Consider the following 12,819-nt stretch of genomic DNA (forward strand, 5'->3'; position numbering starts at 1 on the left):
AGTGGTTCAGATAATAATTTTTTTGGACTAGCTGCTAAATTCGACATCATAAGTTATGGTTTATAACAACATAAGTTATGGTTTATAAATAAAAAAGAATTGTCCGCTAATATACATAAAATCCTTTTTGGATTTTTATGTGAAGCTAAATTTGTTAAGCGGTCTAGTTGACCATGCAGCAGTACTCAAGCTTACCAGACCAAAACTCACAGATAGATGCAACGCCAAAAGTTTTGACAACAATTCAGCAACTTCGCGCCAAGTTGTGGCTGGAGAGCAGCTTGAACCAGTTGCAAAGTCGCCTAAATCATTATCTGCTTTCTGCTTGTAACAATGTCCTACAGGCAGAAGTCGCAGAATCAGAAGTTCTCCAAGCTGTGGTTAACGAGATTAACAGTGTAATGAACAGCACTAATCTGGCACTTACAGATTATGCTGTCGGCATTGCTATGTTTCAACCACAAGAAAATGTAGCCACAGTTTGCTATGTTTCTCGTTCTCCATCTCAAAACTCACAACCTTTATTTGTAGATGTGCTGACAGCAGAAAAAAAGCTGCTGTTGCGATTGCAAGAGGTTATAGAACTCAAAGATTTACAGCAACTTGAGAATCAACAGCCACCAAGCGCTTGGCGGTTAGCCGATGATTCTGGCAGCATTATGGGCTGGCTAATTATCGCCGCAGCGCCCCTAAGTTGCGATCGTGAGTCGCTCATAGAATCAAAAGCCCAACTCACATCGCAATTGATGTCCAGGTCTGCCAACTACTGTACAACGGCTTTGGTACAACTCAGACAGATCCTATCTTGGCAGCAACAATATCAACAGTTAAGTAACTCCAATCAAGAATTAGAGCGCACCAATCAGCTGAAAAACCAATTTCTGGCAAACACCAGCCACGAAATTCGCACACCGCTTAGTTCTATTATTGGGTTTACCCATCTGCTTTTAGCTCCAGGGTACGAACCAACTATAGAACGTCAACGGGAGTATTTAAATATCATTCAGTCTAGCGGCAAGCATTTGCTAGCTCTGATTAATGATATTTTGGATCTTTCAAAAATTGAAGCAAACCAGCTAGAGGTGCAGTGGGAAAGTATAGATGTACCACTGCTATGTAGCAATGTTTTGGCACTGGTGAAAGAGAAAGCCGCTAATAAGGGTTTAAGACTGTGCCTAGAAATTGACCCCGATATCACAAGCCTAGTAGCCGACTCTTTGCGACTCAAGCAAATGCTGTTGAATTTACTCTTCAATGCCTTAAAGTTCACCAGCAAAGGAAGTGTTGGCCTACAGGTTGTTCCCAAAGGTGGATCTGTACATTTTACAGTTTGGGATACTGGCAGTGGCATCTCTCAAGAAGATCAGACTCAATTATTTGAACCCTATTTCCAAATTGCCAAGGCTGTCGCTGGTGGTGCTGAAGGGACTGGTTTGGGTTTAGCAGTGACTCGCAAACTCGCCCAAATTCACGGTGGTTCTGTGAAAGTGGAATCTGAAGTAGATGGTGGCTCTCGTTTTACCCTTTTACTTCCCCTTAAGCAAGAGGTGGGAGTGGGGGGAGATGAGGAAGCAGGGGAGGCTGGGGGAGCAGAGGAGGCAAAGTACTCTTTATCTCCTTTGCCTTTCACCCCTAGTTCTTCTGTAGATATTTTGTTGGTAGAAAATGACTTACCCAATGCTGATTTGATGCAAATTTATCTACGGAAATTAGGATATCAGGTGACTTGGGTTAAGAATGCTGCCGAGATGTGGGATGCTCTAACACAGCTAGACCCGGCAGTGATTTTAATGGATATTTTTCTGGCAGATGGAAATGGTCTTAACTTGGTACGACAACTGCGAGAACACGAGCAATATCAGACGATTCCAGTAATTGTTCAAACAGCAATGGCAATGAAAGGCGATCGCGAAACCTGTTTAACAGCTGGAGTAAATGACTATATTTCTAAACCGATTGATTTACCACTTTTAGCCAGTCTGGTAGCCAAGTACAGCAAACCGCCAATATAGGGAGAAAGGTAGGGAGCAGGGGGGCAGGGGAGGCAGGGGGGAATTATTGAACAAGTCTCTCTCTTATCTTCCCCCTCTTCCTTGTTTCTTCTTCATGTTCAATGCCCAATGCCCAATTCCCAATGCCCAATACCCCATAACATAACAAATGACTACAATAAAAATTGTTGGGTGCTATTGGGTTTGAGTAGGATTGGGAAATGATGCTGACAGAAAAATTTGAGCAATTAAAAGCCTTATTTGAAGAGATGGAGCAGGCATTGATTGCCTACTCTGGGGGCGTTGATAGCACTTTGGTTGCCAAAATTGCTTATGATGCCTTGGGCGATCGCGCTTTGGCTGTCACGGCTGTTTCTCCTTCGCTGTTGCCAGAAGAGTTGGAAGATGCCAAAATTCAAGCCGCAACTATTGGGATTGCTCATAAAATAGTCCAGACTCATGAGATGGAAAATCCCAATTACACTTCTAACCCGGTTAATCGCTGTTATTTTTGCAAAAGTGAGTTACACGACACTCTCAAACCTTTAGCTTTGCAGTTGGGTTATCCCTACGTAGTGGATGGGGTAAATGCTGATGATTTGCATGATTATCGCCCAGGAATTCAGGCAGCGAAAGAAAGAGGGGCGCGATCGCCTTTAGCTGAAGTGGGTGTCACCAAAGTTGAAGTTCGGCAACTTTCACAACAACTCGGTTTATCTTGGTGGGATAAGCCGGCTCAACCTTGCCTAAGTTCCCGGTTTCCTTATGGTGAAGAGATTACTGTCGCTAAGTTACAACGAGTTGGTAGAGCAGAAATTTTCTTAAGAAAGCTGGGTTGGCAGAATTTGCGCGTGCGATCGGAAGGGGATACAGCACGCATTGAATTATCACCAGAACAAATTAAAGAGTTTGTGTTAACGACAGATTTGCAAAAAGTAGTTTCTGTATTTCAGGATTTTGGATTTCTTTACGTAACTCTGGATTTGGAAGGTTATCGCAGTGGTAAGTTGAATCAAATTTTGAATCGAGAAGTCTTGGGCGTTAAATTATAAAATTTTGGTTTTATAGAGATCCAGTTTATATTTCTTTACCTTCTACAGAAACTAGAAAGCAGCCGTTAATCCTCCAGGCATTATCCGGCTGTTTTTCCATAAGATATAAAGCTCTCAAGGGAACTCCATCAGGAGCAAGTAGCAGCACTGGCTGAGTTATGTTTTTTTGGATGGTTGTTATCTTCTCAAAAAAGACAGAGCGAGGACGGTATACTGCTGGGTAACTTATCTTCACCATCTGCATAAAATTTTCTGGGGTACCAAATTGCGCCTGAATTCCTGGACTGGCGAAGGCAAAAGCGCCTTGGGCATCATCCTTTTTAAAGGCTGCCAATTGGTTTTCAATTAGAGAACGTATGGTGATGGCATCGTTGTTGGTAATTTCCATAAATCTAAAATTGCATAGGCGCAGCCCGCACTTCGAATTGGCTCAGTGACCATCGTAGACATCGCTTTAAGGGTCGAGCGATCGCTCAATCTTCACGCTGAGTTACCTTGTATTCTATCTGCTGTAATGCCGAGCGCCATACATCATAACCCTCTTGTGACAGGTGCAAACCATCTGTGGTCAACTCTGGACGCATATTGCCTTCCATATCGGTAAACCAGCTATAAATATTTAGATAATTAGCGCCTTCTTGTTTAGCAATTTGGGTTAGTTGGGTGTTGATGTGACGAATGCGGCTATTAGAAAGTTTTGCTAGGCGAGTAGGCAAAATTGATTGGACAATGATTTGAGCTTTTGGGTGAGAATCCCGTAAACGACGGATAATCCGGCGATAATTACGCAAAATTGTGTCATCACTAGCGCCTTTTCGTAAGTCGTTAATCCCAGCCATGACATAAATCACATCCGGTCGAGTTGCCGAAAATGCCCCCAACCTTTTTAAAACCCCACTAGAAGTATCTCCAGAGATGCCTTGATTGAGCCACAATTTCCCAGTAGGCAGTTTTTCTCTAGGAAACCACATACTCAAAGAATCACCAACTAAGATGCTTAGATGATTTGCACCTTGACCTTGAGCGATCGCTCTAGCTTCTAAAGCTAATAAACTTTTCCAGTCATCATAAGTTAGTTGACGCTTCCTGATCGACTCCCACAAAGATTGCAAATTATCACTATCTACGCGCGTATAAATCTGACCTGTTTTCAGAGCCGCCAATCTTTGGTAGTAAAGTTGATTACCAGATGTCAAAGAAATACCAGCTGCTTGGGCACTGGGTTTGACTAATGATTCTGTTGAGGCTGGTAATCCTTCACTACTGAGTTCGGGTACGCTAGAGACGTTTTTCTCGTCTACCGTCGGCTGCGAATTTTTTAGGGGTTGGAACGCTTGCCCACTGAGTTCTGGTAAGGAGAGATCAACGCTGGGGATGATTTGTCTACTTACTATTGTCTGCGAGCCTTGTTTTAAATCCCACAGGAATCTAGAACTTTCTGGCAGGACAATTGACAAATGTGGAAGAGCCGATGCTGGTATTGCTAATCCTGTTAACAAGCCTGCTGCCAACAGATAAGGATCCCTCATCGCTTTCTCTCTCCTCTACTCACTGCTTTTCCCTATCACAGCATTAGTTGCCTGTATTCAGGAAAATTTTACTTCGGTTAAGTTATTATTCTTATTTACACTGTATAGTTCTGTAAAGCGTGTTGAGTAGATTATCTTAGACAATTTACGATCTCTTTAAAGTACGGTTTTGTCGGTGGTATACAAGTCTGATTTGCGAAAATACTGGTACTTAAAGCACTATTTTCACAAAAAAACCATTTTTTATAACTCAATGTCCACAAATATTGTAAGTGTGTATAAGTTTACGATTCGTTGATATCATACGACGATATGCTCTTTGTGAGCAAGAAAAAGGTTATTATTGTTGATGTTTAAGAACTTGCTCTCAAAAAGTTAGGCGCTCAAACTGGTTTGGGATAATTATAAAGTCATCTATAGTGCAGTCAAAAATTATACAGATTGCGTTGGTATAACAAAAGTTAAATTTATTTTCATCCAAAAGTTGCCTCTTAGGTTTGATGGGATGATTTAGGGTTTGATACACATTGTCCAGTATTAGAGAAATTCTCTGTACTTATCTTGTAGTTCTGTATATATAATTTCAAGTTTATGTTTGCCTGTAAAAGTATGAGTTGAAACACCTTTAAATTAAGTTTTAACTATAGAAAATAACTTCATTGGAAGTGCTAAGATTTAGGCTTAATCATTAGTGTTTGTTCTTCCGTGGCTAGAGCTAGTACAGCGATTGGTGTCAGTCCAATTATTAAGGAGATTGTGCAAAAACAGGCACATTCGACACGTTTAACACTGAAAGAAGTGATTCTGATGGGAATGTTAGCTATTGATAAACTAGACGACCAAGGTCGTCAGGAGCTAGCCGATCAAGTTCACCAAATGCAGGTGAATGGAGAAATTTAAGTGAGTAGTTATGAGTTAGGGGTTATAAATTTTAACTCCTCATTCGTGACTCTTTACTTAATTTGATTATTGGCTAAAACGATAACAACTTCCCATTACATAGTTTCGTTAATTTAAAAAGATATTCATTGGCGTTGCAGAGTTTCAGCAACAAACCCAGTTGTGTTAGAACCTGCAAATGCATCTAACACCATATCAGCTTCATCAGTTAAGAATTTGATGAAAACTTAGCAAACTCTTGAGGAAAACGTGCTGGATGGGGTCTAATTTCTGCTGTCTCGCAGCGTCGTGAATAAGCACTATTAGATTCAGTATTCGCAATTTCTAGTAAATTTGGCGGAATTGCACCTTGATTATCTTTTTGAAATTTATCAGAAATATCATGTCCGCTAGGACGTATTTTTGCTTGATAGGCATTTTTTACTTTGCATACCTTGATGCACCGTTTACCATGACATATATTTGGGATTTCCGTAATGCGCTCTTGCCAGTTTGTCATGGTTGGGCTTAGGCGTAGCCGTCGTAGACATCGCACTTTTGATTAGCCTGATAATTAGATTAGTGCTGAATATTTTCTAGACTGAAATTGACTTTTTCATAATACAGGCAACCTCACCATAACCAGGATTCCCAGTTAGCCCTTGAAATTATTATGCTCTATATCTTCTAGTGATCCAAGCTTACTTGTCCATTTACCAGTCGGTAATTGTCTAGCAACGTGAGTTGGTACTTTATTGGAATTAGTATATATAGCTATTTTTTGAAATCCCTCTTCTAAAACATCACCTTGGCAGACTTCATAGCCAAGCATTTTATATACTTCTTGAAAAGCTTCAAGGGTTTCTTCTCTAGGAACATCTGGTGACCAGTAGTATTGATGTTGAATATCTTGCCACCACCATGTTTCATCATCTTCTGCTGCCCAAGCAATACAGTTGTGATCAATTGTATCTGGACTGGTAAGTTTGTATCCATAGACAGTGAGGTTAGGATAATCACGCTCGATTTTTTCTGTGACAAACTTAACCCAAGCGTTATTACCTACCACCTATAGCCTCTTTGCTTACCCCACTCTAGCCAAGCTTTAGTCATCTCCTTTACCTTTCCCCTAGATTCTAGAGGAACAGGATCTTCTCTACTGATGGATTTTAATGCCCAAAACCAGTGTCCAGATTTCTTTTCCAGTTCCCTAAGTAAAAGTGGGATTATAGGTTTTCCCATCCCGATAATTTGTTGGTATGCATAGTGCATCGACATTTGGTTGGTAGATGATATCCCAAAAGTTTCTTCACGCCATTGCTTAACAAGCGCTGTAAACGTAGCTTCTATTTCTGAGATTCGCAATTCTTCCATATTGCTGCTTATAACTAAATTAATTTTAAGCGATCGCAGTCTACCTTTTGTGTTTTGATAAAAAGCTCAAAAATTCTTCTACTACTGCCCTTGGTTGGTTGTAGCACTTCTCCGCAGGGTAGTGTTCAACGCAAAGAATTCCTGACTTTTTAAACCAAGCATCCTTTTCTTTATCCTTTTCATACCTGTCTGGGTGAAAAGAAATCTCTAATATTCCGAATGTTCCGTCTAAACACACTAAAAAATCTACTTCCCGGTGATCTTCATAAATATTACCTGTTTCATGCCTGACAGCTAGAGGTAGTGGAAAGAATAAAACACCTTTCATTTCTAACTCTTGTGCAATTCTAATTTCAGACTGCGACGCAAATTTCATCTCATTGTAAATGATCGGCTCTCTACCTTTTCGAGCAAAAGCTTTCTCTGTAACAAGTCCTTGATTCAACTCTTTTGATTTAGCTATTAGAAATTTAATAGTCTTCTGCCAATTCTCTTCTACCTCTAGTAACTTAACTCTATAGTGGATGGGAAAACTAGCCATATTAACCCAAATATGACCATGAGCAATGGTCACAAAATGATGTCTAAGAATTTCCTGTGTTTTTTCTTCTTTTGTGACTAGTGAGTAGAGATGAAGTGGTAGATAAACTAAAAGTCCTGAAGTAGAAAAATCATTTTGATATTCATCCCATCCAGTGTCAAATTCTAATTCAGCATCAACAATAATCGCTGCATAGTCGTTCCAGTAATCATTAATTAAAGCTTGAACCCAAGTTCGATGTAATTTTTCTAACAATTCTGAATCTTGCATCTAAAAATACTTCAAAACATACAAATTAATACATACTATATCCCTAACCTCATCCAGCTACAAAATTGATTTCACAAAAAATCCCCTACCTTGCGGCAGGGGATTTCTATTACTTATCTACAAAACTAGCAGAAGAATTAACCGAACTTACCAGCAGTAGAAGCAATCAAGAAAGCGGCGTAAGTTACGATGTAGCCAACAGTGAAGTGAGCTAGACCAACTACACGAGCTTGAACAATAGACAGAGCAACGGGCTTGTCTTTCCAGCGAACTAGGTTAGCCAGAGGAGTGCGTTCGTGTGCCCAGACAAGGGTTTCAATCAACTCTTGCCAGTAACCTCTCCAGGAGATTAAGAACATGAAGCCAGTAGCCCAAACTAGGTGTCCAAATAGGAACATCCAAGCCCAGACAGACAGGTTATTCACGCCGTAAGGGTTGTAACCGTTAATCAACTGAGCAGAGTTAGCCCAGAGGTAATCGCGGAACCAGCCCATGAGGTATGTAGAGTTCTCATTGAACTGAGCTACGTTGCCTTGCCAAACACCGAGATGTTTCCAATGCCAGTAGAAGGTCAACCAACCAATGGTGTTGAGCATCCAGAATGTAGCGAGGTAGAAGGAATCCCATGCTGAGATGTCGCAAGTACCGCCACGACCGGGGCCGTCGCAAGGGAAGGCATAGCCGAAGTCCTTTTTATCGGGCATCAGCTTAGAACCACGGGCATCCAAAGCACCTTTGACCAAGATCAAGGTGGTGGTGTGCAGACCTAGAGCGATCGCATGGTGTACCAAGAAATCGCCAGGGCCAATTGTCAAGAACAGGGAGTTAGTACCAGCATTAATGGCATCTAACCAACCTGGCAACCAAACGTTAGCGTAGTTAGGCCATGCTGTGTAAGCAATACTATCGGGGTTAGATAGCAAAGTATCTAAACCGTACAGTACCTTACCGTTAGCAGCTTGGACGAATTGAGCAAATACTGGCTCAATCAAGATTTGCTTTTCAGGAGTGCCGAAAGCAACTACTACGTCGTTGTGTACGTACAGACCAAGGGTGTGGAAGCCTAAGAAAAGAGATACCCAACTGAGGTGGGAAATGATCGCTTCTTTGTGCTTCAACACGCGGTCAAGCACGTTACCTTTGTTTTGCTCTGGGTCGTAATCACGTACCCAGAAAATCGCACCGTGAGCAAAAGCACCAAGCATCAGGAATCCAGCAATATACTGGTGATGCGTGTACAACGCTGCCTGGGTTGTGTAGTCCTTCGCAATAAATGCGTAGGAAGGCATGGAGTACATGTGCTGCGCTACCAGGGAAGTAACAACACCTAGCGCTGCTAAGTGCCAACCCAATTGGAAGTGCAAGGAGTTGTTGTAGGTGTCGTAAATACCTTGGTGAGGTAGGTTAAACGGCCCTTCAACTGGAATACCAAAGAAACTCTTGGCATTCAATGCTTCTTTGAGACTGTGACCAATCCCAAAGTTTGTCCGGTACATGTGACCAGCAACAATGAATAAAACTGCGATCGCTAGGTGGTGATGAGCTATGTCAGTCAGCCACAAAGCTTCTGTCTGGGGATGGAAACCACCCAAGAAAGTCAGAATTGCAGTTCCTGCACCTTGCGATGTCCCGAAGATATGTCCAGGAGTGTCAGGGTTTTGAGCGTAAACAGACCAGTTGCCTGTAAAGAATGGTGTCAAACCGGCTGGGTGTGGTGGGGTATTCAGGAAGTTATCCCAACCTACGTGCTGACCGCGAGCTTCGGGGACAGCAACGTGAATTAAGTGACCAGCCCAAGCCAATGAACTAACACCAAACAAACCTGCTAAGTGGTGGTTTAGACGATGTTCAGCGCTCTTAAACCATGCCAAGCTAGGACGGTACTTGGGTTGCAAGTGCAGCCAACCAGCAAACAACATTACAGCTGCGAACAACAGCAAGAAAACTGAACCGTTGTACAGTTCGCCGTTATTCCGCATACCGATGGTGTACCACCAATGGTAGAGACCAGAGTAGGTAATGTTTACCGGATTGCTAGCGCCCGCTTGGGTAAAAGCTTCGATCGCTGGTTTACCAAAGTGGGGGTCCCAAATCGCATGGGCGATGGGACGGATGTGAAGGGGATCTTTAATCCACTGTTCAAAGTTACCTTGCCAGGCTACGTGGAACAGGAGGCTGGATGCCCACAGGAAGATGATTGCCAAGTGACCGAAGTGAGTTGCGAAAATCTTTTGGTAAAGATTTTCTTCCGTCATGCCATCATGGGTTTCAAAATCGTTGCCTGTAGCGATCGCATACCATATCCGACGAGTCGTCGGGTCCTGTGCGAGATCCTGGCTAAATTTCGGAAATTTTGTCGCCATAGGTTTAATAAATCCTCTGACCTTTAGCCATCAAATACCAGTTCAATTTTGGATTCTAGATTTTGGATTTTGGATTGAATCTAAAATCTAAAATCCAAAATCCAAAATTTTGCTGATTGCTACCCTACTGAAAGGATGTGTGCATGGAAGAATGCCCAAGTTGTGGCAATTCCTCCCAAGAGGTAGTGAGCTACCCCTACAGCCCGACCCTGAATAATACTCAGAGCGCGAGGCTGAATTGCTGGTGCTACCTTCAGTTTGTTATGCGCCCAAACAATGGACTCAATCAGTTCTTGCCAGTAGCCGCGACCACTGAACAGGAACATCAAGCTGAATGCCCAGACAAAGTGAGCGCCTAAGAAGAGTAGACCATAGGCAGATAGCGCGCTGCCATAGGAATTGATGACTTGTGTAGCTTGTGCCCACAAGAAGTCCCGTAACCAACCGTTGATGGTAATAGCACTTTGGGCAAAGTTGCCACCAGTGATGTGAGTCACAGTACCATCTGCATCTACGGTTCCCCAAACATCTGATTGCATCTTCCAACTGAAGTGGAAAATTACAATAGATAGGGAGTTGTACATCCAGAATAGTCCGAGGAATACGTGATCCCAACCAGACACTTGGCAAGTACCGCCACGACCAGGACCGTCGCAGGGGAAGCGGAAGCCCAGGTTTGCTTTGTCTGGAATCAGACGAGAGCTACGGGCATACAGCACACCTTTGAGCAGAATTAGGACGGTGACGTGAATGGTGAAAGCGTGAATGTGGTGAATTAGGAAGTCGGCTGTGCCCAAAGCAATGGGTGCAGCTGCCACTTTACCGCCAACAGCCAAAATACCGCCGCCAAAGACATAGCTAACTGGTTCTAGGGCATTAGGTGCAGTTGTACCAGGAGCCAAGGCGTGGATATTTTGTATCCACTGGGCAAATACTGGCTGCAATTGAATCCCTGTATCAGAGAACAAGTCTTGAGGACGACCCAATGCACGCATTGTGTCGTTGTGGATGTAAAGTCCAAAGCTATGGAAGCCTAAGAAAATACATACCCAGTTGAGGTGAGAAATAATCGCATCACGGTGACGAATTACCCGATCCAATACGTTGTTTTGATTCACAACTGGATCGTAATCCCGCACCATGAAGATCGCAGCGTGAGCTGCTCCACCAACAATCAAGAAGCCACCGATCCAAATATGGTGAGTGAATATGCACAACTGTGTAGCGTAATCAGTTGCCAAATATGGATAGGGGGGCATCGCGTACATGTGATGCGCGATGATGATGGTCAGTGAACCCAAGAAGGCCAGGTTAGTAGCCAACTGAGCGTGCCAGGATGTGGTCAGGTTTTCGTAGAGACCTTTGTGACCTTCACCAGTGAAAGGGCCTTTGTGGTTTTCTAGGATCTCTTTAATGCTGTGACCAATACCCCAGTTGGTACGGTATTGATGACCAGCAACGATAAAGAGAACTGCGATCGCTAAGTGGTGATGAGCGATGTCAGTCATCCACAAGCCGCCTGTTACTGGGTTCAGACCGCCCTTGAAGGTAAGGAAGTCAGCATACTGACCCCAGTTCAAGGTGAAGAAAGGTGCTAAACCAGCAGCAAAGCTGGGATACAACTCGGTCAACAAGTCTTTGTTCAAGATGAACTCGTGGGGCAAGGGGATGTCTTTGAGAGCAACACCTGCATCCAAAAGCTTGTTGGTCGGTGCGGACACGTGGATTAAGTGGCCTGCCCATCCCAAGGAACCACAACCTAGCAATACTTGCAAGTGGTGATTCAGCATTGACTCCACATTCTGGAACCATTCCAGTTTGGGAGCGCGTTTGTGGTAGTGGAACCAGCCGGCAAATAGGAATAAGCCTGCTAATACCAAGCCACCGATCGCAGTTACATAAAGCTGGAAGGAGTTTGTAATCCCCCAACCACGCCATACTTGGAACAAACCGGAGGTGATTTGAATACCGTGGAAACCACCGCCAACATCACCGTTTAAAATGTCTTGTCCAACAATGGGCCAAACGACTTGAGCGCTAGGCTTAACGTTCAACGGGTCACTTAGCCAAGCTTCGTAGTTAGAAAACTTCGCGCCGTGGAAAATCATCCCGCTCAACCAAACCATCACTACGGCTAGGTGGCCGAAGTGGGCTGAGAATATCTTGCGGGATATGTCTTCTAAATCGCTTGTATGTGTATCAAAATCATGGGCGAGTGCGTGCAGGTTCCAAATCCATGTGGTGGTTTTGGGACCTCTGGCTAAGGATCTGTCAAAGTGTCCAGGTTGCGCCCATCTCTCGAATGAGGTTGGAACTGGATCGTTATCGACGATTACTCTTGCCTTCTTTTCCTCTCGCTCCGGAGGACTTATTGTCATTTGACCTCCTCTCTTGATAAGGAATGAGGAATCATGAATACCACAAAGTGAACCATTACCGCATACTCAGAATTTTACTGAAGCCGCGATGAAGACCCTATGTGGAGAGTTGTTTCTCGTTGAATTATAGAGTCTTCACCTGCACTTTGTTGGAGATATTTTAACAATAATTCAAACTTGGTGGAATATTGCTGAAATTACCGTCTTATCTGCCTTTTAACTCCAAACTATTTGTCTAAAAGTCAATAGATTAACCATTTTAATTTACAAAGAATAACAATTCGTAAGTTTTATGATTTTGCTGTATACACTCGAATTCCAGCTTTTACTGCTATTACTCATGAACATTTGTGTCATCTTTCCATTGTTGTAAGTAAAAAGCTGTAAAAAGTATGACTTGTTTTAAAATTTACTGAAATAGATATATGAAAACTTAGGGAAT

10 protein-coding genes and 1 pseudogene are annotated in these 12,819 nt (G+C 42.9%); 3 read left to right on the forward strand and 8 right to left on the reverse strand.

Annotation, left to right across the window (positions count from 1 at the left end; translation table 11 throughout):
* Positions 1-173 precede the first annotated feature (173 nt).
* On the forward strand, positions 174-2,012 hold the full coding sequence (gene hrmK, locus H6G86_RS07375; RefSeq protein WP_190933765.1) for a hybrid histidine kinase/response regulator HrmK: 1,839 nt from the start codon (positions 174-176) through the stop codon (positions 2,010-2,012).
* 200 nt (positions 2,013-2,212) lie between these two features.
* Positions 2,213-3,043, forward strand: coding sequence for an ATP-dependent sacrificial sulfur transferase LarE (gene larE, locus H6G86_RS07380; RefSeq protein ID WP_190933766.1), 831 nt, complete (start codon positions 2,213-2,215; stop codon positions 3,041-3,043).
* Between the two features lie 25 nt (positions 3,044-3,068).
* On the opposite strand, the gene H6G86_RS07385 is transcribed toward larE, so the two are convergent.
* Together H6G86_RS07385 and H6G86_RS07390 are read right to left on the reverse strand one after the other, a co-directional pair.
* Positions 3,069-3,431, reverse strand: a complete 363-nt coding sequence (locus H6G86_RS07385) for a DUF4864 domain-containing protein (protein ID WP_190933767.1) — start codon at positions 3,429-3,431, stop codon at positions 3,069-3,071.
* Positions 3,432-3,516: 85 nt separating this feature from the next.
* Positions 3,517-4,572: an SGNH/GDSL hydrolase family protein gene (locus H6G86_RS07390; RefSeq protein ID WP_190933768.1), complete on the reverse strand. Its 1,056-nt coding sequence runs from the start codon at positions 4,570-4,572 to the stop codon at positions 3,517-3,519.
* A gap of 705 nt (positions 4,573-5,277) precedes the next feature.
* Between H6G86_RS07390 and H6G86_RS07395 the strand changes: the two genes are divergently transcribed.
* Positions 5,278-5,472, forward strand: coding sequence for a hypothetical protein (locus H6G86_RS07395; protein WP_073640193.1), 195 nt, complete (start codon positions 5,278-5,280; stop codon positions 5,470-5,472).
* 66 nt (positions 5,473-5,538) lie between these two features.
* Here H6G86_RS07395 and H6G86_RS07400 read toward each other — a convergent pair.
* The 6 genes and pseudogenes from H6G86_RS07400 to psaA form a co-directional block, all read right to left on the reverse strand.
* Positions 5,539-5,896 (reverse strand): annotated as a pseudogene (locus H6G86_RS07400) (DNA methyltransferase); the annotation flags it as partial.
* A gap of 210 nt (positions 5,897-6,106) precedes the next feature.
* Entirely contained in the window at positions 6,107-6,520 is a 414-nt protein-coding gene (locus H6G86_RS07405) for a DUF7689 domain-containing protein (RefSeq protein WP_242064719.1), read from the reverse strand.
* On the reverse strand, positions 6,514-6,825 hold the full coding sequence (locus H6G86_RS07410) for a hypothetical protein (protein ID WP_190933769.1): 312 nt from the start codon (positions 6,823-6,825) through the stop codon (positions 6,514-6,516). The genes H6G86_RS07405 and H6G86_RS07410 overlap by 7 nt, the downstream gene beginning before the upstream one ends.
* Before the next feature lie 40 nt (positions 6,826-6,865).
* On the reverse strand, positions 6,866-7,636 hold the full coding sequence (locus tag H6G86_RS07415; protein ID WP_190933770.1) for a hypothetical protein: 771 nt from the start codon (positions 7,634-7,636) through the stop codon (positions 6,866-6,868).
* A 137-nt stretch (positions 7,637-7,773) separates the two neighbouring features.
* Positions 7,774-9,999, reverse strand: a complete 2,226-nt coding sequence (gene psaB / locus H6G86_RS07420) for a photosystem I core protein PsaB (protein ID WP_190933771.1) — start codon at positions 9,997-9,999, stop codon at positions 7,774-7,776.
* A gap of 119 nt (positions 10,000-10,118) precedes the next feature.
* The gene (psaA, locus tag H6G86_RS07425; RefSeq protein ID WP_114081191.1) at positions 10,119-12,377 is read right to left on the reverse strand and encodes a photosystem I core protein PsaA; all 2,259 of its coding nucleotides are present in this window, start codon (positions 12,375-12,377) and stop codon (positions 10,119-10,121) included.
* Positions 12,378-12,819 lie beyond the last annotated feature (442 nt).

The organism is Nostoc sp. FACHB-133, assembly GCF_014698055.1.
In the GTDB taxonomy this organism is placed as follows: Bacteria; Cyanobacteriota; Cyanobacteriia; order Cyanobacteriales; family Nostocaceae; genus Nostoc.